At 70.1% G+C, this 23,864-nt stretch carries 22 protein-coding genes; 12 read left to right on the top strand and 10 right to left on the bottom strand.

Features of this window, described 5'->3' with window-relative positions; all coding sequences use genetic code 11:
* Positions 1-19: 19 nt before the first annotated feature.
* On the bottom strand, positions 20-2,143 hold the full coding sequence (tkt, locus tag FB471_RS29740) for a transketolase (protein WP_142003023.1): 2,124 nt from the start codon (positions 2,141-2,143) through the stop codon (positions 20-22).
* A 242-nt stretch (positions 2,144-2,385) separates the two neighbouring features.
* On the opposite strand from tkt, the gene FB471_RS29735 reads away from it, so the two are divergent.
* The 3 genes from FB471_RS29735 to FB471_RS29725 all read left to right on the top strand — a co-directional run bounded on the left by FB471_RS29735 (position 2,386) and on the right by FB471_RS29725 (position 6,772).
* Positions 2,386-3,390 carry a heme o synthase gene (locus FB471_RS29735; RefSeq protein ID WP_142003021.1) on the top strand — a complete coding sequence of 335 codons (1,005 nt, stop codon included), beginning with the start codon at positions 2,386-2,388 and terminating at the stop codon, positions 3,388-3,390.
* Positions 3,391-3,804: 414 nt separating this feature from the next.
* Positions 3,805-6,156 (top strand): HelD family protein, encoded by a 2,352-nt coding sequence (locus tag FB471_RS29730; RefSeq protein ID WP_246076785.1) that lies wholly within the window; start codon positions 3,805-3,807, stop codon positions 6,154-6,156.
* A 10-nt stretch (positions 6,157-6,166) separates the two neighbouring features.
* Positions 6,167-6,772, top strand: a complete 606-nt coding sequence (locus FB471_RS29725) for an FKBP-type peptidyl-prolyl cis-trans isomerase (RefSeq protein WP_142003017.1) — start codon at positions 6,167-6,169, stop codon at positions 6,770-6,772.
* Between the two features lie 12 nt (positions 6,773-6,784).
* On the opposite strand, the gene FB471_RS29720 is transcribed toward FB471_RS29725, so the two are convergent.
* The gene (locus FB471_RS29720) at positions 6,785-7,756 is read right to left on the bottom strand and encodes a quinone oxidoreductase family protein (RefSeq protein ID WP_142003015.1); all 972 of its coding nucleotides are present in this window, start codon (positions 7,754-7,756) and stop codon (positions 6,785-6,787) included.
* A 117-nt stretch (positions 7,757-7,873) separates the two neighbouring features.
* Between FB471_RS29720 and FB471_RS29715 the strand changes: the two genes are divergently transcribed.
* Complete coding sequence (locus FB471_RS29715) at positions 7,874-8,194, top strand: hypothetical protein (RefSeq protein ID WP_142003013.1); 321 nt, start codon at positions 7,874-7,876, stop codon at positions 8,192-8,194.
* Positions 8,191-9,057, top strand: coding sequence for an ATP-grasp domain-containing protein (locus tag FB471_RS29710; protein WP_142003011.1), 867 nt, complete (start codon positions 8,191-8,193; stop codon positions 9,055-9,057). Before FB471_RS29715 ends, FB471_RS29710 begins: the two co-directional genes overlap by 4 nt.
* 7 nt (positions 9,058-9,064) lie before the next feature.
* Here the strand turns inward: FB471_RS29710 and FB471_RS29705 are convergent, their stop codons facing one another.
* From FB471_RS29705 to mptB, 5 genes are all read right to left on the bottom strand, one after another.
* Positions 9,065-10,012: an acyl-CoA desaturase gene (locus FB471_RS29705; RefSeq protein ID WP_142003009.1), complete on the bottom strand. Its 948-nt coding sequence runs from the start codon at positions 10,010-10,012 to the stop codon at positions 9,065-9,067.
* Between the two features lie 150 nt (positions 10,013-10,162).
* Complete coding sequence (locus tag FB471_RS29700; RefSeq protein ID WP_142003007.1) at positions 10,163-11,146, bottom strand: COX15/CtaA family protein; 984 nt, start codon at positions 11,144-11,146, stop codon at positions 10,163-10,165.
* A gap of 8 nt (positions 11,147-11,154) precedes the next feature.
* Positions 11,155-11,967 carry an ABC transporter permease gene (locus tag FB471_RS29695; protein WP_142003005.1) on the bottom strand — a complete coding sequence of 271 codons (813 nt, stop codon included), beginning with the start codon at positions 11,965-11,967 and terminating at the stop codon, positions 11,155-11,157.
* Positions 11,964-12,914, bottom strand: coding sequence for an ABC transporter ATP-binding protein (locus FB471_RS29690; protein WP_142003899.1), 951 nt, complete (start codon positions 12,912-12,914; stop codon positions 11,964-11,966). Before FB471_RS29690 ends, FB471_RS29695 begins: the two co-directional genes overlap by 4 nt.
* A 153-nt stretch (positions 12,915-13,067) precedes the next feature.
* On the bottom strand, positions 13,068-14,633 hold the full coding sequence (gene mptB / locus FB471_RS29685) for a polyprenol phosphomannose-dependent alpha 1,6 mannosyltransferase MptB (protein WP_142003898.1): 1,566 nt from the start codon (positions 14,631-14,633) through the stop codon (positions 13,068-13,070).
* Positions 14,634-14,851: 218 nt separating this feature from the next.
* On the opposite strand from mptB, the gene FB471_RS29680 reads away from it, so the two are divergent.
* Genes FB471_RS29680 through FB471_RS29650 form a run of 7 tightly spaced genes read left to right on the top strand, consistent with a single transcriptional unit; the run spans position 14,852 to position 21,294 of the window.
* A complete protein-coding gene (locus FB471_RS29680) occupies positions 14,852-15,634 on the top strand; it encodes a helix-turn-helix transcriptional regulator (RefSeq protein ID WP_211358289.1) in 783 nt (260 codons plus the stop codon).
* Entirely contained in the window at positions 15,631-17,079 is a 1,449-nt protein-coding gene (sufB, locus tag FB471_RS29675) for a Fe-S cluster assembly protein SufB (RefSeq protein ID WP_142003003.1), read from the top strand. Before FB471_RS29680 ends, sufB begins: the two co-directional genes overlap by 4 nt.
* 1 nt (position 17,080) lies before the next feature.
* A complete protein-coding gene (sufD, locus tag FB471_RS29670) occupies positions 17,081-18,253 on the top strand; it encodes a Fe-S cluster assembly protein SufD (RefSeq protein ID WP_142003001.1) in 1,173 nt (390 codons plus the stop codon).
* A 37-nt stretch (positions 18,254-18,290) separates the two neighbouring features.
* Positions 18,291-19,061, top strand: a complete 771-nt coding sequence (gene sufC / locus FB471_RS29665; RefSeq protein WP_142002999.1) for a Fe-S cluster assembly ATPase SufC — start codon at positions 18,291-18,293, stop codon at positions 19,059-19,061.
* A gap of 29 nt (positions 19,062-19,090) precedes the next feature.
* Positions 19,091-20,386: a cysteine desulfurase gene (locus FB471_RS29660; protein ID WP_142002998.1), complete on the top strand. Its 1,296-nt coding sequence runs from the start codon at positions 19,091-19,093 to the stop codon at positions 20,384-20,386.
* Positions 20,387-20,395: 9 nt separating this feature from the next.
* Entirely contained in the window at positions 20,396-20,857 is a 462-nt protein-coding gene (sufU, locus tag FB471_RS29655) for a Fe-S cluster assembly sulfur transfer protein SufU (RefSeq protein ID WP_142002996.1), read from the top strand.
* Positions 20,857-21,294, top strand: a complete 438-nt coding sequence (locus tag FB471_RS29650) for a metal-sulfur cluster assembly factor (protein WP_142002994.1) — start codon at positions 20,857-20,859, stop codon at positions 21,292-21,294. Before sufU ends, FB471_RS29650 begins: the two co-directional genes overlap by 1 nt.
* A gap of 9 nt (positions 21,295-21,303) precedes the next feature.
* Here the strand turns inward: FB471_RS29650 and FB471_RS29645 are convergent, their stop codons facing one another.
* The 3 genes from FB471_RS29645 to FB471_RS29635 all read right to left on the bottom strand — a co-directional run bounded on the left by FB471_RS29645 (position 21,304) and on the right by FB471_RS29635 (position 23,715).
* Positions 21,304-21,993 carry an HD domain-containing protein gene (locus FB471_RS29645; protein WP_170221051.1) on the bottom strand — a complete coding sequence of 230 codons (690 nt, stop codon included), beginning with the start codon at positions 21,991-21,993 and terminating at the stop codon, positions 21,304-21,306.
* 73 nt (positions 21,994-22,066) lie between these two features.
* Positions 22,067-22,705, bottom strand: a complete 639-nt coding sequence (locus tag FB471_RS29640; RefSeq protein WP_142002991.1) for a hypothetical protein — start codon at positions 22,703-22,705, stop codon at positions 22,067-22,069.
* Positions 22,706-22,710: 5 nt separating this feature from the next.
* On the bottom strand, positions 22,711-23,715 hold the full coding sequence (locus tag FB471_RS29635; RefSeq protein ID WP_142002989.1) for a hypothetical protein: 1,005 nt from the start codon (positions 23,713-23,715) through the stop codon (positions 22,711-22,713).
* Between the last annotated feature and the right edge of the window lie 149 nt (positions 23,716-23,864).

The raw sequence follows: 23,864 nt of genomic DNA, 5'->3' as shown, positions 1-23,864 counted from the left end.
TGTTCATCCCCTTCGCGTGTTATTTGCCGGACCGCTCCAGCGAACGGCGCGCGGCGGCGGTGACGGCGTCGCCGGTGAGACCGAACTCGCGGAACAGGGTCTTGTAGTCGGCCGACGCTCCGAAGTGCTCGATCGAGACGACCTCGCCCGCGTCGCCGACGAAGCGGTGCCAGCACTGTGCGACGCCGGCCTCGACGGCCACTCGTGCCTTCACCCCGGCCGGGATCACCGACTCACGGTAGGCCGCGTCCTGCGCGTCGAACCACTCGACACACGGCATCGACACCACACGGGTGGAAACGCCCTCGGCCTCCAGCGTGTTCCTCGCCTCGACCGCGAGCTGCACCTCGGAGCCGGTGGCGATGAGCACCACGTCCGGGTTGCCGCCGGTGGCGTCGGCGAGCACGTAGCCGCCCCTGGCGACCCCCTCGAGCGCCTTCTCCTTCGTACCGTCCAGGACCGGCACGTTCTGCCGGGTCAGTGCCAGGCCGGAGGGGGCGTCGTTGTCCTCGAGCGCCGCCTTCCATGCCGCCGCCGTCTCGTTGGCGTCGGCGGGGCGTACCACGTTCAGGCCGGGGATGGCGCGCAGCGCGGACAGCTGCTCGATCGGCTGGTGCGTCGGGCCGTCCTCGCCGAGGCCGATCGAGTCGTGCGTCCAGACGTAGGTCACCGGTGCCTTCATCAGCGCGGCCAGCCGCACCGCGGGGCGCATGTAGTCACTGAAGATCAGGAAGGTCGCTCCGTAGGGCCGGGTACCGCCGTGCAATGCGATCCCGTTCAGGATGGAGCCCATCGCGTGCTCACGCACGCCGAAGTGCAGGTTCCGGCCGTAGGGCTCGGCCTGGAACATCTCGGTCGCCGCAGCCTCCGGCCCGAACGAGGTGGCGTTCTTGATGATGGTGTTGTTGCTCTCGGCCAGGTCGGCGGAGCCGCCCCACAGCTCGGGCAGCACATCCCCGACCGCGTTCAGTACCTCGCCGGACGCCTTCCTGGTGGCGATGCCCTTCTCGTCCGGATCCCACTCCGGCAGTTTCCGCTCCCAGCCCGACGGCAGGCTGCGGGTGCGCAGCCGGTCGGCCAACGCCTTGCGCTCCGGATTCGCGGCGGCCCAGGCTTCGAACCGCTGCCGCCATTCGGCATGCGCCCGCTTGCCGCGGTCGAGTGCCGCGCGGGTGTGCGCCAGCACCTCGTCCTCGATCTGGAAACTGCGCTCGGGGTCGAACCCGAGAATCTCCTTGACCGCGGCCACCTCGTCCGCGCCCAGTGCCGCGCCGTGTGCCTTGCCGGTGTTCATCTTGTTCGGTGCCGGGTACCCGATGACGGTGCGCAGCAGGATGAACGAGGGCCGAGCGGTCTCCGCCTTGGCCGCCGCGACCGCCTGCTCGAAGGCCACCACGTCCTCACCGCCGTCGACCACCTGTACGTGCCAGCCGTAGGCCTCGTAGCGCTTGGCGGTGTCCTCGGACAGCGCGATGGTGGTGTCGTCCTCGATGGAGATCTTGTTGTCGTCGTAGATCACGACCAGGTTGCCGAGCTCCTGGCGCCCCGCGATGGAGGAGGCCTCGGAGGTGACGCCTTCCTCGATGTCGCCGTCCGAGGCGACCACGTAGACGACGTGGTCGAACAGGCTCTCCCCTGGTGCCGGTTCGGGGTCGAGCAGCCCGCGCTCCCTGCGGGCCGCCATCGCCATCCCCACCGCGTTGGCCAGGCCCTGGCCGAGCGGTCCGGTGGTGGTCTCCACGCCGGGGGTGTGCCGGTACTCAGGGTGACCGGGGGTCCTCGACTCCCACTTGCGCAGCTGCTCGAGGTCGGTCATCTCCAGCCCGTAGCCGGCGAGGAACAGCTGGATGTAAAGGGTGAGGCTGCTGTGCCCGGCGGAGAGGACGAACCGGTCGCGGGCGGGCCACTCGGGATCGGCCGGGTCATGCCGCATGATCCGCTGGAACAGCGAGTACGCGGCGGGGGCGAGGCTCATCGCCGTGCCAGGGTGGCCACTGCCACAGTTCTCCACCGCGTCGGCGGCAAGGACCCGGACGGTGTCCACGGCGCGGGTGTCCTGCTCGCTCCAGTCGGCGGGGACGTTCCGTTGGACTAGTCGGTTGTTCTCGCTGGTGGGGGCGGTGTGGGACGACGGGTGGGACACTGAACTCGAACTCCTGACTGTATCTGTCGACCAAGTGCGCAGCCGGCCGTCATCTTAATCGATACCGAAATCCAGCCATGCCCGCAGTCGCCAGAGTAGTAGGTGCGGCCGGGTCGGCAGGGCGCCGCGCACCGCGGACCCGCGAACGGGGGACGAAACCTCGCCAACTACGATCACGACGGGTGGCAGCCTCGGGGTTGCTCCGATCGGCGCCCACAACCCGAACTGATGCAGGGAGCGAAATGTCGTTGGTGCACGCTGCGCATGGCAGCGGTGACCCCACCGGCTCCGGCGTCGATGGCGCCGCCGGCTCCGTGCGCCCCACCGGCGAACCTCCCGTGCGCGGCGGGCGTGGCTTCCTGCGCACCGTCGGCGCGTATGCCGCGCTGGCGAAGCCGCGGGTGATCGAGCTACTGCTGGTCACCACGATTCCGGCGATGTTCCTCGCGGCACGGGACATCCCCTCGCCGTGGCTGGTGCTGGCGACGCTGGTCGGCGGCACCATGGCCGCGGGCAGCGCGAACGCGCTGAACTGCGTGATCGACGCCGATATCGACAAGGTGATGAACCGCACCAAGCGGCGTCCGCTGGTGCGCGACTCGGTGCCGAGGCTGGGCGCGCTGGTCTTCGGGCTGGCGCTGGGACTGGCGTCCTTCGCCGTGTTGCTGCTCACGGTGAACCTGCTGGCCGCGATGCTGGCCGTCGGCACGATCCTGTTCTACATCTTCGTGTACACGCTGGTGCTCAAGCGGCGTACCCCGCAGAACGTGGTGTGGGGCGGAGCGGCGGGCTGCATGCCGGTGGTGATCGGCTGGGCCGCGGTGGAGAACACGGTCGCCTGGCCGGCGCTGGTGATGTTCGGCGTGATCTTCTTCTGGACCCCGCCGCACACCTGGGCGCTGGCCATGAAGTACCGCGAGGACTACGAGCGGGCCGGAGTGCCGATGCTGCCGGTGGTGGCGACCCCGCAGCATGTGGCGCGGCAGATCGTCATCTATTCGTGGGTCATGGTGGGCTGGACGCTGCTGCTGGCCCCGGCCACCAGCTGGCTGTACGCCGCCTTCGCCGCCCTGGCCGGTGCCTGGTTCCTGTTCTACGCGCACCGGCTGTACGCCGCGGTCCGCGCGGGCGCGCGGACCAAGCCGATGTCGCTGTTCCACCGGTCCAACACGTACCTGATGATCGTGTTCTGTGCCCTCGCCGTGGACTCCGCCATCGGCCTCCCGGTTCTCGGCCTGCCCTTCTGACCCACCGGCCGCCTGTTGGCCGTACGCAAACAGCCAACTCGCCTACGCCGACGGCCAACACGCCGGCCCGGGCGTGTTGGCCGCTCATGTAAGCGTGTTTGCTCCCCACGCGCGTGAGTTGGCTGCTCACGTACGCCCGTTTGCCGTTCGTGGACGTCACCTAGCGGGACTTCGGCGCCGTCGACGGCGCCGAAGTCGGTGGAGTTGATCATGACGCCGCGGCCGTGGCTGCGTGAGAACATAGGGACATGTCGAGTCTCCCCACTGCACCGTTGCGCTTCCCGGCCTCCTCCTGGACCGCGTTCCCGCGGACGCCGCGGTCCTGAACTTCCGGCCCCAGCCGGGAACATCGGCGTGGCCTGCGACGTTGGTGCACTCGGCCGATCAATCTCCCGACCCGAAAGTGGGTTGCCCTTGTCAGTGTCCCCGTCCGACCGGGATCAGGACAGCACCGAGGAGATCGCAGCGGAGCAGGACTACCTCACGCTGCTGTACGCCAAGCTCGACACCGAACGCGAGACCGCGCAGGCCCGGCTCACCGATGCGCTGCGGCAGTCGGGCGGTCCACCGCAGGCTCGGGCCGAACGGGACACCGCCGCGACCACCTACACCGAGCGTCTCTCCCAGCTCAACTCGGTGGAGCAGGGGCTGTGCTTCGGCCGGCTCGACTTCGAGCACGACGAGCCCGTGCATATCGGAAGGCTCGGCCTTTTCGACGAGGAGGACGACTACCAGCCGCTGCTGGTGGACTGGCGCGCCCCGGTGGCCCGGCCGTTCTACCTGGCCACGGCCGCCTCGCCGGACGGGGTGCGCAGGCGAAGGCACATTCGCACACTCAGCCGCAAGGTGGTCGGGGTCGACGACGAGATCCTCGACCTGAACGCGGCCGACCAGGGCCATGACCTCGGGCTGGCCGGTGAAGCCGCGCTACTCGCCGCGCTGGAGCGCAGGCGGACCGGCGAGATGGCCGACATCGTCGCCACGATCCAGGCCGAGCAGGACCAGATCATCCGGTCCGGGTTGAACGGCGTGCTGGTCGTGCAGGGCGGTCCAGGCACCGGCAAGACCGCCGTGGCCCTGCACCGCGCCGCCTACCTGCTCTACACCTACCGGGAACAGCTCACCAGCCGAGGCGTCCTCGTGGTCGGCCCGAACAGCACCTTCCTGCGCTACATCGGGCAGGTGCTGCCCTCGCTGGGGGAGACCGGCGTGCTGCTGGCCACCGTGGGGGAGCTGTACCCGGGCCTGACCGCGCTGGGCGAGGACAGCAGGGAGGCGACCGAGATCAAGGGCCGCCCGTGCATGGTCGAGGTGCTGGAGCAGGCCGTCGCCGACCGGCAACAGGTGCCCGACCCCGTGCTGGAGATCGAGGTCGACGGCGAGATACTGACCCTGGAACGGGAACCCTGCGAGCGGGCGCGCCAGAAGGCAAGGGAGACCCGCAGGCCGCACAATCTCGCCCGGCGGGTGTTCGTGGACATCCTGCTGGACGAGCTCACCCGGCAGTCCGCGCAGCGGACCGAGGACAACGTGTTCGAGGGCCTGCCGGAGATCGCGCTGACCGAGGACGAGACCCCGGACGCCGAGGTGCTGGACGCGCAGGACCTGGCCACCATTCGCGCGGAACTGGCCGAGGACGGAGGCGTGCGGGCCGCGTTCGACCGGCTGTGGCCCAAGCTCGGCCCACCGGAGTTGCTGGGCGACCTCTACGGCTCGGCCGACCGGCTGGCGAGCGCGGCCGCGGGCCACCTCACGGCGGCGGAACGCGAGTCGCTGCTCCGCGCGCCCGGTTCGTACTGGACCCCCGCGGACGTCCCGCTGCTGGACGAGCTCGCCGAGCTGCTCGGGGTGGACGACACCGAGGCGAAGGCGCGGCGCGAGCAGCGGGAACGCGAGGAACGCGCGTACGCCGAGGGCGTGCTGCACGTCCTGGAACAGGACGAGGAGATCATCGACGAGGAGGTCCTGCGGGTCAGGGACGTGCTGGACGCCGAGCTGCTGGCCGAACGGCAGCAGCGAAGCGGCGAGCTGACCGCGGCTGAGCGGGCCGCGCGGGACCGGACCTGGACCTTCGGGCACGTGATCGTGGACGAGGCGCAGGAGCTGTCCGCGATGGCATGGCGGCTACTGATGCGGCGGTGCCCGAGCCGGTCCATGACCGTGGTCGGTGATGTCGCGCAGACCGGCTCGGCCGCCGGCACCTCGTCCTGGGCCGAGGTGCTGCGACCTTATGTCGAGGACCGGTGGCGGCTGCGCGAGCTGACCGTGAACTACCGCACGCCTGCCGAGATCATGGACGTGGCCGCGCGGGTGCTCGCCGCGGCGAATCCGGACCTGGCGGTGCCGACCTCGGTCCGCGAGTCCGGGATGGTGCCGTGGCAGCGTCGCCTGGACGTCGCCGAGGTGCCCGAAGGCATTCGCGGCCTGGCCGAGCGGGAACTGGTCGCGGCCGACGGTGGCACGGTCGCCGTGCTGTGCCCCGCCTCCCTGCTGGAACCGCTGGGCACGGCACTGGACGACCTGCTGCCCGCACCGGAGGAGCAGGACGCGCGGCTGTCCCTGCTGACCGTGGAGCTGGCCAAGGGCCTCGAGTTCGACGCGGTGGTGCTGGTGTCCCCGGACGAGATCGTCGCCGAGTCACCGAACGGCCTGAACGACCTGTACGTGGCGCTCACCCGGGCCACCCAGCGGCTCGGCATCCTGCACACCGGTGCGGAGCCGGTGCCGATGTCGGGTCCGGCGAACGGCGGGTCGGCGCCCGGTTAAGGTTGGCGCCATGCGCAAAGCTGGCACGATCATGGTCGCGGCGGTCGCCGCAGTCGCACTCGGTGCGTGTTCACCGTCCACGGAGGAGCCCTCGGACCAGCCCCCGGGCAGCGATCCGACACCGACACACATCGCCCAGTCCTCCGGGGCTTCGGAGGAACCGGATCGGACCGAGGGCAGCGTCACGACCTCGCCCGGCGACCAGGGCCCCGAGTGCACCGCCGAGGACATCGAGGTGTCCGGGGAGTTCGGTGCCAAGCCGGAGATCACCATCCCGGGCAACTGCGCACCGCCGTCCGAGCTGCTCACCGAGGACCTCAGCGAGGGCGACGGCCCCGAGATCACCCAGGGCAGCCAGGTCGAGATGGACTACCTGCTGCTCACCTGGGCGGACCGACAGGAGAAGGACACCTCCTTCGGCAAGCAACCGTTCGCGTTGACGGTCGGCAACGGCGAGGTCATCAGCGGCTGGGACGAGGGCCTGCTCGGCCTGAAGGAGGGCGGCCGCAGGCTGCTGGTCGTGCCCGCGGACATGGCCTACGGCAACCAGCCGAACCACCCGCTGGCCCAGGACACCCTCGTCTTCGTCGTCGACGCCGTCAGCGTCTCCGGCTGACGCCGAGGTGGTTCAGGGGAGCAGGAGGAGCTTGCCGGTGGTGCGGCGGCCCTCCAGGTCCTCGTGTGCCCTGCGGGCCTCGGAAAGCGGGTAGCTGGCGCCGATCCGGACGTGCAGCGAGCCGCTGGTCACCGCGTCGAATATCTCGCGCGCTCGCCAGTCCAGCTCCGCGCGGGTGGCGGTGTAGTGCGGCAGGGAGGGCCGGGTCAGGAACACCGAACCGGCCGCGTTGAGCCGCTGCGGGTCCAGCGGCGGCACGGGACCGCTCGCCGCGCCGAACAGTGCCAGCATGCCGCGCGGCCGGAGGCTGGCCAGGCTGCCGTCCACCGTGGACCTGCCGACCCCGTCGTAGGCGGCGGCGACCCCCTCGCCGCCGGTCAACCTCCGCACCTGCTCCGCGAAGTCGACCTCGGTGTAGCGGATCACCTCGTCGGCGCCGGCCTCGCGGGCCAGCCGTTCCTTCTCGGCGGTGGACACCGTGCCCAGCACCCGCGCGCCGCGGGCCCTGGCAAGCTGGACCAGCAGCAGACCGACCCCACCGGCGGCCGCGTGCACCAGCACCGTGTCGCCCGGCTGGACGGGGTAGGTGGAGGCCACCAGGTAATGCGCGGTCATCCCCTGCAACATCACCGCCGCCGCGACCTCGTCGGACACCCCGTCCGGGACGCGAACCGCCGCCCCGGCGGGGATCACCGCCTGCCGCGCGTAGCCACCGAGCGCTCCCTGCCAGGCGACGCGGTCACCCACCGCGAACTCGCGGACCTCGCCGCCCACGGCGCTGACCCTGCCCGCGCCCTCCTGGCCGAGGGTGAACGGCAGGTCGTGCGGGTAGACACCGCTACGCAGGTACGTGTCGATGTAGTTGACCCCCGCGGCGGCCACGTCGATCGTCAGCTCACCGGGCCCGGGCGCCGCAGTGTCGACCTCGGCCACCTCGAGTACCTCGGGGCCACCGTGCTGCCGGACGCGTACTGCCGTGGGCATATCTCCTCCTTGCCTGCTGCCTGCCTGTTACCTGCTGCCGTCGTGGCCGCCGGTGACAACTATGGCCGGGGCCACGATGTTCCACATCCCGGGGTCGGTGCCCCTTAGACTCGCCTCGTGGCTGACACGGAGGAGACCGAGAAGACCCCGGAGCCGACCCGCCGCCAGCTCGCGGCAGCTCGGCAGTTCGTCGCCCGGCACGGGACGCCGTCCCGCGCCGTGGTGGAGCACGTCGGACGCGGCGGCGCCAGGGTGGTGCTGGTGGGCGACGACGGCGCCCTCGGCGACATCGTCGTGCCCGGACCGGCCACCGGCGAGGCGCTGGTGGCTGCGGTGGCCGACCTCGAGCTGTCGAGCTGGGACGCGGACACGGTCAACGCCACCGAGATCGGCGCCAGGCACCGCCGCCGGATGGCCGCCTCCTGGACGCGAGCGTGACCGCCGAGGCGATCCTGGTCGGTTGCCGCAAGCTTCCCGAGGGCGATGGTGACGAGAGTGCGGTGCTGCCCGCGCTCGAGGCCCTCGGTGTGCGGGCCCGCTGGGCGGTCTGGGACGACCCGGTGGCCGACTTCTCGTCCGGCCTGGCGATCCTGCGGGCGACCTGGGACTACACGGACCGGCTCACCGAGTTCCTGGACTGGTGCGATCGGGTGCCGAGACTGTGCAACCCGGCCGGCATGGTGCGCTGGAACACCGACAAGGCCTACCTGACCGACCTGGCCGGGGCCGGGGTGTCGATCGTGCCCACCGAGCTGGTCTCGCCGGGTGGAACGCCGCACTGGCCGGACGCGGAGTTCGTGCTCAAGCCCAGTATTGGGGTCGGCTCGATCGGCGCCGCGCGGTTCGCCGCGGGCGAGGTCGAGGCCGCGGCCGAGCACCTCGTCGGCCTGCACGCGGCGGGCCACACCGCCCTGCTCCAGCCGTACCAGTCCCATGTGGACTCCGAGGGCGAGACGGCGCTGGTGTTCTTCGGCGGGGTGTACTCGCACTCGTTCACCAAGGGCGCGATGCTCACCGGGTCCGATCTGGACGGATCGGGGCTGTATCGCTCCGAGCGTCTCGGCGTCGCCGAGCCGGAACCGAGCTTCCGGCGGCTGGCCGAGGACGTGCTGGACGCGGCCTGTGACCTGCGTGGGCTGCGCCGGGCCGACCTGCTGTACGCCAGGATCGACCTCGTCCGTACCGCCGGGGGCGCGCCGGCCCTGCTCGAACTGGAACTCACCGAGCCCTCGCTCGGCTTCTCCTACGCCGACGCCGCCGCGCCCCTGCGCTTCGCTTCCGCCGTCCGGAAGCTGCTCTAGGTGGTGGTCAGGCCGGGGTGACGCGTTTGGCGGCGAAGCGTTCGGGTTTGGGCCAGCGGACGTTGCGGGCCCAGCCGAACTTCTCGAACAGCCAGATCAGCCGGGCGGAGATGTCGATCTGACCACGCAGCACCCCGTGCCGCGCGCAGGTCGGGTCAGCGTGGTGGGAATTGTGCCAGGACTCGCCCATGGACAGGATCGCCAGCGGCCAGAAGTTCGCCGCCTTGTCCCTGCTGGCGAACGGGCGGGAACCGACCATGTGACAGATCGAGTTGACCGACCAGGTCACGTGGTGCAGGAACGCGATCCGCACCAGCCCCGCCCAGAAGAACGCGGTCACCGCCCCCCACAGCGACCAGGTGAGCAGCCCGCCGAGCGCGGCAGGCAGCCCGAGGCTGAGCACGATCCACAGCGCGAAGTAGCGGTTCACCATGCGCAGGTCGGAGTCGGCGACCAGATCGGGGGCGAACCGGTCGTAGTTGGTGACCTCCCGCCGGAACATCCAACCCATGTGCGCGTGCCAGAACCCGCGCGCCAGCGCGACCGGCGAGCTGCCGAACAGCCACGGAGAGTGCGGGTCGCCCTCCCGGTCGGCGAAGGCATGGTGCCGCCGGTGGCTGGCCACCCAGAAGATGACCGAACCCTGCACCGCCATGCTGCCCGCGATAGCCAGCGCGATCCGCAACGGGCGGCTGGCCTTGAACGCCCCGTGCGTGAAGTAGCGGTGGTAGCCGACCGTCACCCCGAGCGTCGCGATCGTGTAGAAGGCGATGGCAAGCACCACGTCCACCCAGTGGATCCCCCATCCCCACGCGAGCGGGATCGCCGCGAGCAAGGCGACGAACGGGACCAGCAGGAAGGTTTTCAGGACGATCATCTGGGCGGCGGAACGCTCGCCCGAGACGAGGGGTTTGGGGTTGCTCCGCTGGTCGGCAGGGGAGGATGTGACGCTCATGGTTCGGTGTGACCTCGAATCGGGGGGACGGGTAAACGAAACCGAACCGGACATCGGGGACGTCATGTCCGGCAAGCCAAGCCTAACCGCAGGTGCTGGCGAGAATGTCGCCCGTGTCTTACGACCGCATGACGCCTTGCTTGCCGGCGCTCAGCCGACGGTGGCGGGCTCGGTTTCCGCCGGGGCCGCGGGCCGGGTCGGGACGGGACCCCGGTCGCGGGCGGCGCACCACAGCGTGGCCGTGGCGACGATCACCAGCGCGGAGCCGAGGACGTGGAAGGAGACCAGTGCCTCGGGGACACCGAGAGCGTACTGCAGCGTGCCGAGGCCGCCCTGGGCCAGCGCGACCAGCCAGGTGACGCCGTAGGGCTTCCACAGCCGCACGCCGGCCCCGATCCGCCACAGCAGCAGGCCGAACAGCGCCAGCACCAGCAGGTACAGCACCAGGAAGCCGCCGTGGACCTGCGCGAGCGTCTCGATCGGCGCCTGTAGCCGTGGCGTGTCCGGATCCCCGCCGTGCGGACCCGCCCCGGTCACCGTGGTCCCGGCCACCAGGATGCAGCCCAGCGAGACGACGAGCGCGACCAGCAGCCGACGCCCGGCCACCGGCACCCGCCACCGCGGCGGCTCGTCCCCCTCGCGGAACGCGCGGTGCAGCAGCACGGCCAGCCATACCAGCGGGGTCGAGGCAAGGAAGTGGAGCGCCACCGTCCACCACAGCAGCTCCATCTGCACCGTGATCCCGCCGATCACGGCCTGGGAGACCACGCCGAGTGGCATGGTCCAGGCGAGCGCGAGCAGTCGCCCCCGGCTCGGTTGCTCCAGCTTGATCCGCCACGCCGCCAGCACGCACAGCGCCGCGACCAGGATCACCACGCCGGTCAGCAGTCGGTTGCCGAACTCGATCCACTGGTTCAGCGCGGCGTACTCGGGATGCTCCACCGGGAACATGCTGCCGGAGACGCACTGTGGCCAGGTCGGGCAGCCGAGGCCGGAGCCGGTGACCCGCACGACGGAACCGGTGACCCCGATCCCGCCCTGGGTGACGATCGCGGCGATCGCGATGGCCCGCCGGGCCGCGGTCGAGGGGTACGGCAGGCGGGCGACGAGTGACGAGAGCGAGGACACGTTCATGCAGTTTCCTAGGTCAACCGGGTAGTGCGAGTGGCGACGGCGGCGGCGAGCACGCCCCAGCCGGCCAGTACCAGCAGTGGGTAGCCGGCGAAGGCGCCGTCGACCAGCGCCGAGCGCAGGCCCTCGGCGAGCGCTCCGGACGGCAGGAGCAGCACGATGTCCGCGGCCGGTCCCGGCAGGGCCGCCGGGGCGAGCAGGATGCCGCCGGCCAGCAGCAGCACGAACCAGACCACGTTGGCCAGCGCCAGCACCGCCTCGGCCCGCAGCGACCCGCCGAGCAGCACACCGAGCGCCCCGAAGGCGAGGGTGCCGAGGACCACCAGCAACACCGCGGACAGCAGCCCCGCGGTGGAGGGAGACCATCCGAGCATGCTCGCCACCACGCCGAGCACCAGCATCTGCAGTGCCACCACCACGAGCGCCGCGACCACCCGGCCCGCGACCAGCAGCCAGCGGGGCAGCGCGGTGGCGGCGAGCCGTTTCAGCACGCCGTAGCGGCGGTCGAAGCCGAGCGCGATGGCCTGGCCGGTGAATGCCGAGGACATCACGGCCAGCGCCAGGATCCGTGGCGTCACCCAGTCCACTTTGGACGTCGTGTCGAGGTCGCCGGTGGGCAGGATGTCCAGCAGGGTGAGGCCGAGCAGCAGCGCCAGCGGGATCAGCAGGGTGAGCAGCACCTGCTCCCCGTGCCGCAGGGTCATGGCGGCTTCCACCCTGGCGTGCGCGAGCAGCATCCGGCCGAGGCCGCCTCGCCCCGGTGCCGGGGTGAAGGTGCCGGGGGAGAAGCGAGCCTCGTCGGCCGTGCGGGTCACGGTGGTCATCCTCGCAGCTCCTTTCCGGTCAGCTCGAGGAAGACCTCCTCCAGGTTCCGCCTGCCCACCTGCAGCTCCTCGGCCAGCACCCCGTGCCGCGCGCACCACGCCGTCACGGTGGAGACCACCTGCGGATCGACGGTGCCCTCCACCCGATACGCACCCGGCGCGGACTCGTGGACCAGGTAACCCTCGGGAAGCGCCGCCGCCAGCAGCCCGGTGTCCAGACCGGGTCGCGCCCGGAACCGCAGTTGCGCGGCCTCGGCTCGTTCGGCGGTCAGGGTGCTCGGCGTGCCACGCACGACCACCCGGCCACCGTCGATGATCACCACCTCGTCCGCCAGCGCTTCGGCCTCTTCCATCAGGTGGGTGGTGAGCAACACACTCACCCCGTCCGCGCGTAGCGCGCCGAGCAACTCCCAGACCAGCCTGCGCGCCTGCGGGTCCATCCCGGCGGTCGGCTCATCCAGGAACACCAGTTCCGGCCGGCCGACCAGGGCACAGGCCAGGGACAGCCGTTGCTGCTGCCCGCCGGAAAGGCGTTTGAACGGGACCCGCCGCGCCGCGCCGAGGCCGAGCACCTCCAGCAGCCAGCCGACGTCAAGCGGCCGCGCGGCGCAGGTGGCCACCAGCCGCAGCATCTCCTCGGCCCGCACGCCGGGGTAGGCGCCGCCCCCCTGCGGCATGACCCCGATCCGGGGGCGCAGCGCGGCGCTTTCGCGCACCGGGTCGAGGCCGAGGACCCGGACCGTCCCGGCGTCCGGGCACAGGAACCCTTCGCAGGTCTCGACCGTGGTGGTCTTTCCAGCGCCGTTCGGCCCCAGCAGGGCGAGTAGGCTGCCACGGGGCATGTCCAGGTCGAGGCCGTCGACGGCGGTGGTGGAACCGAAGCGTTTCACCAGCCCGGTGATCTCGACGGCAGGTGCACTCCGTGCCTGTCCGGAAACGTCCGACACGATCGGCTCGGCGGGGCTCGGACTCCGGTCGCGGTCGTCGTCACCGCCGCGGGTCGTACGTCCCGCCTCGCCGCTCGTGGGCTGCGCCGAGCGCGCGTTCTTCCGCTCGCCACCGCAGGTCCCAGCGGTTCTCGGACGCTCTGTCACAGATTCCTAGGGTACGGCGTGGTCCGGCTTCGCCACGTGCGGCGTCCGCTTGGGCCGTTCCAGCAGCATGGGCGCGGTACGGCGGATCAGAAGCAGGGTGAGCAGGACCACCACGCCGCCGGCGAGGTAGGCCTGCGGCAGGACGTAGGCCCGGCCGTCGAAGGTACTGCCGGTGGGCGGGATCAGGAACGGCAGCACGACGCTCACCGCGGTCGCCGCCACCCGGAATCGCGAGGTGCCCGCCGAGGCCGCCAGCGGGATCACGGCCCAGAGCAGGTACCACGGCTGCATGGACACCATCAGCATCGCGGTGGCACCGAGCGAGACGCCGAGCCCGATGATCGGACGGTAGCGCCAGCGGAAGCTGTCCCAGAGGAACTTGATGGTGATCAGGACGCCGGCCCCGTAGCCGAGCATCCCGAGGATGGCCACCAACGCCCCGGTGTGGTTGCCCAGCCCGAGCGCGATCCCGAGGATGCCGCCGACCTGGGCCAGTTCGGTGACCGGGGAGATCCAGCTCCACACCAGGCCCGCGGTGTTCAGCAGGGCGCCGATCCAGCCGAAGCCGAGCCCGGTGCCCAGGCTCACCGCCACGGTGACCACGGCGCAGACCGCGGTCATCAGCGCGGCCGCCCGCAACAGGTCCACGATCCGGCCGTGCCAGCGCCTGGCGATCATCACGCCGAAGAAGCCGAGCGCCCAGACCGCGTTCAGTTTCACCATCGCGCCGAGGGTGATGACGGTCGCACCGAGCACGATGAACGGCAGTTCCCCGCGTGCCAGTGGCGGTGGCGTGTCGCCCTTCACCCGGATCGGTAGTCGTCGGATGCCGATCTCCAGCCCGGCCACCATCAGCCCGATCGCGAGTGCCTCGTTGTGCGCCCCGGCGATCAGGTGGAACAGCACCAGGGGGTTGAGAGCACCGAGCCAGAGCGCGGTCGCCGGCTGCACGCCGAAGCGGTGGGCCAGCCGGGGCAGCGCCCACACGATCAGCCCGACCCCGAGCAGCGCGACCGCGCGGTGCAGCAGTACGCCGGTGGCCACGTCGTAGCCCACCAGCGCGGACAGCCAGCTGCCGATCTGCAGGAACAGCGGGCCGTAGGGCGCGGGCGTCTCCCGCCACATGTTGGAAACGCCCATGGTGAGCGGGTCGCCGACACCGAGGGCCTCGGCGGGTCCCAGCGAGTACGGGTCCATCCCGCGGTGCACGATCTCGCTCTGCGCCAGGTAGCTGTAGATGTCCCGGGAGAACAGCGGCGGGATCAGCAGCAGCGGCGTTACCCACATGGCCAGCGTGCGGTGCAGCTGTGCCCGGCTGGCCAGCCGGGCACGGGTCGGCCGCGCGAACCGGCCGAGCATCAGCCAGCCGAACACCAGCAGGCCCATGCCGGCGAAGGCGATCGCCAGCGAGACCGTCGGGATCCGGGCGAACACCCGCAGCACCGGGACCTCGAGCACCGGGTTGATCACCGGTGCCGCCCCGGCGCCGAGCGAGCCGAAGGCGAGGAACAGCGCGCCCACGGTGCCGACGTAGCGCACCACCCGGAACGCGCGTTGCTCGGCGTCGTCCAGCGGCCCGGCCGTCCGCGGCCGGACCGGCGAGCGGGTGGCGACCGGGTCGTCATCCGCTCGGTCGGTGTCCTTCCCCGAGCCCTCCCCGGCACGCCGCCGCGCCTCGTCCTTGCCAACAGCCACGGGAGAACTGTATCCATCCGGTCCGGCTCGTGAGTCAGGTCACCACCGGTCCCTCGATCTTTGCCCTTCGCCCGGAAATACGACACACTTATGTTGTGAAAAAGCAGGAAGCTCCGGACCAGGGAGGCGGCGAGACCGGCCGCCCCGTGGACGGTGCGGTCCCTGCCCAGGTCACGGCCGAAGGGCGGACCCGGCACGAGGTCGCCAGGCTACTGCTGGAGCAGGGGCCGATGACGGCGGTCGCGGTTGCCGAGCAGTTGGGGATCAGCCCGACCGCGGTACGCAGGCACCTGGACGCCCTGCTCACCGACGGCGAGGCGGAGACACGGCAGGCTTCCCGGCGCGGTCCGCGTGGCCGCGGTAGGCCGGCGAAGCAGTTCCTGCTCACCGAGTCCGGCAGGGCCAGGTTCGGGCACGCCTACGACGACCTGGCCGTGGCGGCGATCCGGTTCCTCGCCGAGCACGGGGGCGAGGAGGCGGTACGCACGTTCGCGCAGCGCCGGATGGCCTCACTGGTCGAACCACACCGGGAGGCCGTGGCCCGCGCGAGCGAGCCGTCGGCAAGGGCGGAGGCCCTCGCGGCGGCACTGACCAGGGAGGGTTACGCTGCGTCGACTCGTCAGGTCGGCGTGGGCGAGCAGCTCTGCCAACACCACTGCCCGGTCGCCCACGTCGCAGCCGAGTTCCCGCAGCTATGCGAGGCCGAGACAGAGGCCTTCGCGCGGCTGCTCGGAACGCACGTGCAGCGGCTGGCGACGATCGCACGCGGGGATGCCGCGTGCACCACGCACGTACCCGTCTCCCCGGCGGGTAACCCGGACGCGAAGCGGCCGGAGAGACGGAACGCAGGATCTGCGAATGGAGGGAATCCCGCATGACTGCCGCTGCCGAGCAGCGCACTCCCACCACAGCGCCACTGAGCCAGGAAGAGACCATTGACTCCCTTGGCAAGTACGCTTACGGCTGGGCCGACTCCGACACCGCGGGCGCCAGCGCGCGCCGCGGCGTCGACGAGGATGTCGTCCGCGACATCTCGGCGAAGAAGTCCGAGCCCGAGTGGATGCGTGACGCGCGCCTGAAGGCGCTCAAGCTTTTCGACCGCAAGCCGATGCCAAATTGGGGCGCGGACCTTTCCGGGATCCACTTCGACACGATCAAGTACTTCGTGCGGTCGACCGAGCAGCAGGCGACCAGCTGGGAGGACCTGCCCGAGGACATCAAGAACACCTACGACAGGCTCGGCATCCCGGAGGCGGAGAAGCAGCGTCTGGTCGCCGGCGTCGCCGCGCAGTACGAGTCCGAGGTGGTCTACCACCAGATCCGGGAGGACCTGGAGCAGCAGGGCGTCATCTTCATGGACACCGACACCGGGCTGCGCGAGCACCCGGAGCTGTTCCGGGAGTACTTCGGCTCGGTCATCCCGGCCGGTGACAACAAGTTCTCCGCGCTGAACACCGCGGTCTGGTCCGGCGGCTCGTTCATCTACGTGCCGAAGGGCGTGCACGTGGACATCCCGCTGCAGGCCTACTTCCGGATCAACACCGAGAACATGGGCCAGTTCGAGCGCACGCTGATCATCGTCGACGAGGGTGCCTACGTGCACTACGTCGAGGGCTGCACGGCGCCGATCTACCAGTCCGACTCGCTGCACTCCGCGGTCGTGGAGATCATCGTGAAGAAGGGCGGCCGCTGCCGGTACACGACCATCCAGAACTGGTCGAACAACGTGTACAACCTGGTCACCAAGCGGGCCAAGGCCGAAGAGGGCGCCACCATGGAGTGGGTCGACGGCAACATCGGCTCCAAGGTCACCATGAAGTACCCCTCGGTGTTCCTGATGGGCGAGCACGCCAAGGGCGAGGTGCTCTCGGTCGCCTTCGCCGGTGAGGGCCAGCACCAGGACGCGGGCGCGAAGATGGAGCACCTCGCGCCGCACACCTCCTCGACCATCGTCTCCAAGTCGGTGGCGCGGGGCGGCGGCCGCACCTCCTACCGTGGCCTGGTGAAGGTGGCCAAGCGGGCGCATCACTCCCGGTCCACGGTGAAGTGCGACGCGCTGCTGGTGGACACCGTGTCCCGGTCGGACACCTACCCCTACGTGGACATCCGCAACGACGATGTGTCCATGGGCCACGAGGCGACCGTCTCCAAGGTGAGCGAGGACCAGCTGTTCTACCTGATGTCGCGCGGTCTCACCGAGGACGAGGCGATGGCGATGGTGGTGCGCGGGTTCGTCGAGCCGATCGCGCGTGAGCTCCCGATGGAGTACGCGCTGGAGCTGAACCGCCTGATCGAACTGCAGATGGAAGGAGCCGTCGGCTGACATGACGGTGGCTGAGAACAACGTTGCCTCCGCCATGCGGGAGGAGCCTGTGGTGCCACAGGCCTCCCGTGGGGAGCGGTTCACCTCCTACGACGTCGAGGCGTTCGAGGTGCCCAGCGGCCGTGAGGAGAACTGGCGGTTCACGCCGATGAAGCGGCTGCGGGGCCTGCACGACGGCTCCGCGGTCACTTCCGGCGAGGTCACAGTGGACACCGAGGCCGCGCCCGAGGTGGTCGTGGAGACCCTCGCCCGTGACGACACCCGGCTCGGCGAGGCGGGTGAGCCCAGCGACCGGATCGCGGCGCAGGCCTACACCTCCTTCCCCGCCGCGACCCTGGTGACCGTGCCGAAGGAGACCAAGACCTCGAAGCCGACCGTGCTGCGGCTGACCGGGCCTGGCGAGGGCAAGACCGCCTACGGGCACCTGCAGGTCCGGCTGGAGCCCTTCGCCGAAGGGGTCGTGGTGCTCGACCACGTGGGCTCCGGTACCTACGCGGACAACGTGGAGTTCGTCATCGGCGACTCCGCGAAGCTGACCGTGGTCAGCGTGCAGGACTGGGCCGATGACGCGGTGCACGTCTCCGAGCAGCACCTGCGGCTCGGCCGGGACGCGACGCTCAGGCACATCGTGGTCACCCTCGGCGGCGACCTGGTTCGGGTCTCGCCGACCGCGACCTTCGCCGACAAGGGTGGCGACGTGGAGATGCTCGGCCTGTACTTCGCCGACGCGGGCCAGCACCAGGAGCACCGCCTTTTCGTCGATCACGCGGTGGCGAACTGCAAGTCCAACGTGGTCTACAAGGGCGCGTTGCAGGGCGACGGCGCGCACGCGGTGTGGATCGGGGACGTGCTGATCCGCGCGGCCGCCGAGGCCACCGACACCTTCGAGTTGAACCGCAACCTGGTGCTCACCGAGGGAGCCAGGGCCGACTCGGTGCCGAACCTGGAGATCGAGACCGGCGAGATCACCGGTGCCGGGCACGCCAGCGCCACGGGAAGGTTCGACGACGAGCAGTTGTTCTACCTGCAGTCGCGGGGCGTCCCCGAGGAGCAGGCGCGGCGACTGGTGGTGCGCGGGTTCTTCCACGAGATCCTGATGAAGATCGACGTTCCCGAGGTCCGCGAGCGCCTGGAAGCCGCGATCGAAGCCGAACTGGAAGCGGTCGGCGCCTGACGGGCCCCCGCCACGAGAAAGACGGATAGAAGAAGACATGGCCACTCTGGAAATCAAGGACCTGCACGCCAGCGTCGTCACCGACGAGGGCAGCAAGGAGATCCTCAAGGGCGTCGACCTGACGGTCCGCTCGGGCGAGATCCACGCGATCATGGGCCCGAACGGCTCCGGCAAGTCGACCCTGTCCTACGCCGTCGCCGGCCACCCGAAGTACGAGGTGACCTCCGGCGAGGTGCTGCTGGACGGCGAGAACGTGCTGGAGATGAGCGTCGACGAACGCGCCCGCGCCGGCCTGTTCCTCGCCATGCAGTACCCGGTCGAGGTGCCGGGCGTCTCGATGTCGAACTTCCTGCGCTCCGCGGCCACCGCCGTGCGCGGTGAGGCACCGAAGCTGCGGCACTGGGTCAAGGAGGTCAAGGAGGAGATGTCCAAACTGGACATCTCGCCCGACTTCGCCGAGCGCAGCGTGAACGAGGGCTTTTCCGGTGGGGAGAAGAAGCGGCACGAGATCCTGCAGCTGAACCTGCTCAAGCCGAAGATCGCGATCCTGGACGAGACCGACTCCGGCCTGGACGTGGACGCGCTGCGCGTGGTGTCCCAGGGCGTCAACGAGTTCGCGGCCAGCAACGAGGTCGGCGTCATGCTGATCACGCACTACACCCGGATCCTCAAGCACGTCAAGGCCGACCGGGTGCATGTGTTCGCCGGTGGTCGGATCGTCGAGTCCGGCGGTGCCGAGCTGGCCGACGAGCTGGAGGAGAGCGGCTACGTCAAGTACACCGAGAAGGCCGACAAGGCACCGGCCTGAGCGCGAGTACGGAGAGAGGAGTTGGCGCGATGACCACCACTGCGTCTGACCTTGCTGACTCGCCGCTGGACGTCGCGACGCTGCGCGCCGACTTTCCGATCCTGTCCCGCACGGTGCGGGACGGGAAGCCGTTGGTGTACCTGGACTCCGGTGCGACCTCGCAGCGTCCGGCCCAGGTGCTGGACGCCGAGCGGCGGTTCCTGGAGACCTCGAACGCGGCCGTGCACCGCGGTGCGCACCAGCTCGCCGAGGAGGCCACCGACGCCTACGAGGCGGCCCGGGTACGGATCGCGGACTTCGTCGGTGCGACCCCCGGCGAGCTGGTGTTCACCAAGAACGCCACCGAGGGCGTCAACCTGGTCGCCTACGCGATGAGCAACGCCGCCACGGCGGGGGCGGAGTCCGAGCGGTTCGTCCTCGGGCCGGGGGACGAGGTCGTGGTGACCGAGATGGAGCACCACGCGAACCTGGTGCCCTGGCAGCAGGTGTGCCAGCGCACCGGCGCGACCCTGCGCTGGTTCGGGGTGACCGACGACGGCAGGCTGGACCTTTCCGGCATCGACGAGCTGGTGACCGAGCGCACCAAGGTGGTGGCGTTCACCCACCAGTCCAACGTGCTCGGCACGGTGAACCCGGCCGAGCCGATCGTGCGGCGGGCGAGGCAGGTCGGTGCGCTGACCGTGCTGGACGCCTGCCAGTCGGTGCCGCATGCCCCGGTGGACCTGGGGGAGCTCGGGGTGGACTTCGCGGTGTTCTCCGGGCACAAGATGCTGGGGCCCGCCGGAATCGGCGTGCTCTACGGCCGGCGCGAGCTGCTCGAGGCGATGCCGCCGTTCCTCACCGGCGGCTCGATGATCGAGATGGTGCGGATGGAGGGCTCGACCTTCGCCCCACCACCGCAGCGGTTCGAGGCCGGGGTGCCGATGACCTCCCAGGCGGTCGGTCTCGGCGCCGCGGTGGACTACCTCACCGAGATCGGCATGGACCGCATCGCGGCACACGAGCGCGAGCTCACCGGGGCGGCGCTGGCCGGGCTCGGGGAGAACCCCGGGGTGCGCATCGTCGGCCCGACCGATCTGGCGCACCGCGGCGGCGCGGTGTCCTTCGCCGTCGACGGGGTGCACCCGCACGATGCCGGGCAGGTGCTGGACAGTCTCGGTATCGCGGTCCGGGTGGGGCATCACTGTGCCTGGCCGCTGCACCGTAGACTCGGCGTGCCCGCCAGCGTGCGCGCGTCGTTCTACCTGTACAACGATCTGTCCGAAGTGGATGAGCTGGTGAACGGCGTGCGCGAGGCACAGCGTTTCTTCGGGGTGGACGGGTAGGTCGCGGCGATGCAGTTGGAGAGCATGTACCAGGAGATCATCCTGGACCACTACAAGAACCCGCACGGTCGCGGCCTGCGGGATCCGTTCGACGCCGAGTCGTTCCAGGTCAACCCGACCTGCGGGGACGAGGTGACCCTGCGCGTGAAGCTGGACGGCGAGCGGGTCGCGGACGTGTCCTACGAGGGGCAGGGATGCTCGATCAGCCAGGCCGCCACCTCCGTCTTGACGGATCTGGTCGTCGGGCACACGGTGGAAGAGGCGTTGACGACGATGGAGGCCTTCGTCGAGCTGATGCAGGGACGCGGCCAGGTCGAGCCGGACGAGGACGTGCTGGACGACGGCATCGCCTTCGCCGGCGTGGCGAAGTACCCGGCGCGGGTGAAGTGCGCGCTGCTCGGCTGGATGGCCTTCAAGGACGCACTGGGCCAGACTACGAACAAGGCCACATCGAACGGAGTGCACGTCTGATGAGTGAGGAACAGACCCAGACCCAGACCCGGACCCGGACCGAGGCCGACGCGCATCGCGAGGGACGTACCGCGGAGGACCTGCCCGAGCAGGTGCGTCCGGCCGCCGAGACGGCCGACGTGGCCAAGGTCGAGGACGTCGAGGAGGCCATGCGGGACGTGGTCGACCCCGAGCTCGGTATCAACGTGGTCGACCTGGGGCTGGTCTATGACATCCGGGTGGAGCAGGACAACACGGCGACCATCGATATGACCCTGACCTCGGCGGCCTGCCCGCTGACCGATGTGATCGAGGACCAGACCGCCTCGGTGCTCACCGGCGGCTCCGGTTTGGTCAAGGATTACCGGATCAACTGGGTCTGGATGCCCCCGTGGGGCCCGGAGAAGATCACCGAGGACGGCCGCGAGCAGCTCCGCGCCCTCGGCTTCACGGTCTAGCCGGCGCGGTCAGGAGGCGTGGGGGAGCTGGGTGAGCAGATGCTCGACGGCCGGGTCGTCGAGGGACTCCTTGATGCACTGCCAGAGTTCGAGGTTGGCCATCGCCCAGCGTGAGTAGGTCGCCGCGGCCTCGGGGTTGTAGAAGTAGTACCCCTCGTCGTGGACGTCGCACTGCTCGCCGACGATCTTGTGTGCCAGCTCGCGGAGGCTGACCCCGTTCTCGTGCAGGTACCGGTGCGCCAGGACTACGGGGGTCACCGGCAGCGCCTTGAACAGCGTGTCCGCGTCGCTGAGCGCCTGCGCCTCCACCGAGATGTGCCGGCCGCGGGTGGCCATTTCGGCCTCGTCGATGATCTCGTCGATCCACCGGGCGCAGGCGGTCGGGACGGCGGCGTCGGCCAGCACGCCCATCCGCAGGTCACGACCGGCGGCCGCGGGCGAGTTGCGCAGCACCAGGTAGTTCACGTCGTGCAGCAGTGCGGCCGCTTCCACCACGGCCACGTCCGAGCCGTTCTGCTCGGCGAACTCCACCGCCTTGCTGCGCACGAAATCGACGTGATGCCAGCCGTGGAACGGCAGCCGTTCGGCGTAGCGCAGGCAGAGCTGCCGCACACGGTGCTCGATCACCGCGAGCGCGGCCTGGGGCACCGTACTGTCGGTATGATCCGTGCTTGTGGCGATGGTGTTGTGAGCGCGCATGGTCCCCTCCGATCCCGGCCAACCTTACGGGCGGGTGGAGTGCGATCGTAGACGTCTCAGCGCGCTGTTGTATTCAGATTCGCTGGATCAATGCCCCCAATCGGCTCTCGACGGGTACGTGTCGATGGCTCGTTCCGGTGGCAGGATCGTAAGAGAGACTCCATTCGGTTACTGGGCGTGACTTCACCAGGAACGTCATGGTGTCGTCGGCGGCGCGCGGGATCCGGTGGAACTCGTGCGCCAGTACCGCGCCGGCCGCACCCGCCCGGCACAGGGTCCGCCGGCGCAGCGCGGCCGACCGGATCAGCCTGCTGTCCGGATCCAGCTCGGTTTCGTACCGCTCGTGCTCGTAGGCGCCGTGCAGAATCGTGGTGCAGAAGTGATACCTGTGGTTGTGCACCGAGTCCGCATAGCCCTGCCGCCAGTCGCGCTGCGGCTTGTACTCGTGCAGCCAGAAGGAGAACGGATCGCCCGGCCGGTCCAGCAGGCACCAGGCGAAGTGCGTGGTCGTCTCCCTGGACCGGGCGGTGACGGTGGCCGCCTCCTCGTCCGGCAGGTCGCGCAGGTAGTCGACCAACTCCGTGCGCAGGTCGCACGGGGCCAGCAGCTCCTGGAACCACGCGTCGACCGTGCGCCAGTGCTCGGTCAGGGGAAACTCGGCGCTGCGCAACTCTTCGGCCAGACCGGCGAGCAGGGGCAGGCGAGTCAGCAAGATTATCAGCTCCCGATTTCGGCGGCGATGGAGAATTCTTGTAGGAAGGCGTGGAAAGCGGCCGTCAGGTCCTGGAACTGTTGCTCCGTCGGGCGCCATCCCGTGATCTGTTCGAAAAGCACGAGGAAATCGCGCTCGGTGGTATTCGGGGTCAACTGAAAATGGCGTTCGGTCCGCGAGTTGCACAACCGGAGGAACTCCGTGCGTTCCATGCCGTAGATGAACGAGCCCTCGGAGAAGCGCAGCGTCCGCGGGTACAGCGTGCTGGCCTCGGCGGCGTTGCTGTACAGCGTGATCCAGGCGCTGCCGTCGAACAGTTCCAGCCGGTCCAGCGGTGGGTCCGCGAGCACGGTGATGTCCACCCTGGTGCAGCGGCTGCGGGCGAGGTAGAGGCCGACGAGCCCCATCCAGATCTCGTCGTCGAGCCGCTTCTGGATCGCGTCGAAGTCGGCCTCGGCGCCCTCGTGCCGCAGCAGGTAGCGCGTCCTGCCGCCGACCGTGGTGTTGTCCCGCGGGTCGGCGATGACCACGCGCAGCTCCCGCTCGGCGTGCGAGAGCAGCAAGCGCGCGGCGGCGTGCCGGCCGGAGAAGCCGCGGAAGAAGTACTGCTTGGTGTCCCGCAAGTCGCGCATCATCACCTTGTTGAACGCCGGGTTCGGCTCCGTGCTCGCCTCGAACACGTCGGTCGGGAAGAACTCCTTGTTCAGCGACCGGTACTCGGCACTGAGCTCCTGCAGCGCCCGCCTGCTCTCCTGGACCACCGGCGTCACCAGGGCACGCCGGGCCGCGGTCGCGGTGATGAGGGTCTGACCGAAACCGACCACCGCCGTGATGAGTGTTCCGGAGCCCACCGCGTTGACGAAGTCCTTCGCCGCGCCGTCCTCCATGGTGCTGGCCAGCACCATGGAGGCGCCGGAAATCAGCAGCAGGCTGAGGAGCAGCAGGCCCGTCCTGGTCCAGAAGATCTCGTGGAGCGGGCCGTTGCGGAGCCGTCCGGCATCCGCTGGCACAGGGGGTCACCTCCTCGGCTCACACCCGAACGGACGAACGCTGTCGGTGTCGGCTCGAGTGCAGGCCGCAACTCTACGCGGCCACCCCCGGCGGCGAAATAAGAGAAATGGGGGAATATGAAGTGCGTTCGGGTAATCGCTCGGGCGTG

Origin of the sequence: Amycolatopsis cihanbeyliensis, assembly GCF_006715045.1 — a bacterium.
Lineage (GTDB): Bacteria > Actinomycetota > Actinomycetes > Mycobacteriales > Pseudonocardiaceae > Amycolatopsis > Amycolatopsis cihanbeyliensis.
Note: the sequence above shows the minus strand (reverse complement) of the source record. Positions and strands in the feature narration are given on the sequence as shown.

Bases quoted from the DNA above. Each gene is read 5' to 3' on its own strand.
- FB471_RS29695 (WP_142003005.1), bottom strand. From the start codon at position 11,967: ATGACCACCGTGACCCGCACGGCCGACGAGGCTCGCTTCTCCCCCGGC.
- FB471_RS29725 (WP_142003017.1), top strand. From the start codon at position 6,167: ATGCGCAAAGCTGGCACGATCATGGTCGCGGCGGTCGCCGCAGTCGCA.
- FB471_RS29700 (WP_142003007.1), bottom strand. From the start codon at position 11,146: ATGAACGTGTCCTCGCTCTCGTCACTCGTCGCCCGCCTGCCGTACCCC.
- FB471_RS29645 (WP_170221051.1), bottom strand. From the start codon at position 21,993: ATGCGCGCTCACAACACCATCGCCACAAGCACGGATCATACCGACAGT.
- FB471_RS29705 (WP_142003009.1), bottom strand. From the start codon at position 10,012: ATGAGCGTCACATCCTCCCCTGCCGACCAGCGGAGCAACCCCAAACCC.
- sufC (WP_142002999.1), top strand. From the start codon at position 18,291: ATGGCCACTCTGGAAATCAAGGACCTGCACGCCAGCGTCGTCACCGAC.
- FB471_RS29720 (WP_142003015.1), bottom strand. From the start codon at position 7,756: ATGCCCACGGCAGTACGCGTCCGGCAGCACGGTGGCCCCGAGGTACTC.
- sufU (WP_142002996.1), top strand. From the start codon at position 20,396: ATGCAGTTGGAGAGCATGTACCAGGAGATCATCCTGGACCACTACAAG.
- FB471_RS29650 (WP_142002994.1), top strand. From the start codon at position 20,857: ATGAGTGAGGAACAGACCCAGACCCAGACCCGGACCCGGACCGAGGCC.
- sufD (WP_142003001.1), top strand. From the start codon at position 17,081: ATGACGGTGGCTGAGAACAACGTTGCCTCCGCCATGCGGGAGGAGCCT.
- sufB (WP_142003003.1), top strand. From the start codon at position 15,631: ATGACTGCCGCTGCCGAGCAGCGCACTCCCACCACAGCGCCACTGAGC.
- FB471_RS29735 (WP_142003021.1), top strand. From the start codon at position 2,386: ATGTCGTTGGTGCACGCTGCGCATGGCAGCGGTGACCCCACCGGCTCC.
- FB471_RS29660 (WP_142002998.1), top strand. From the start codon at position 19,091: ATGACCACCACTGCGTCTGACCTTGCTGACTCGCCGCTGGACGTCGCG.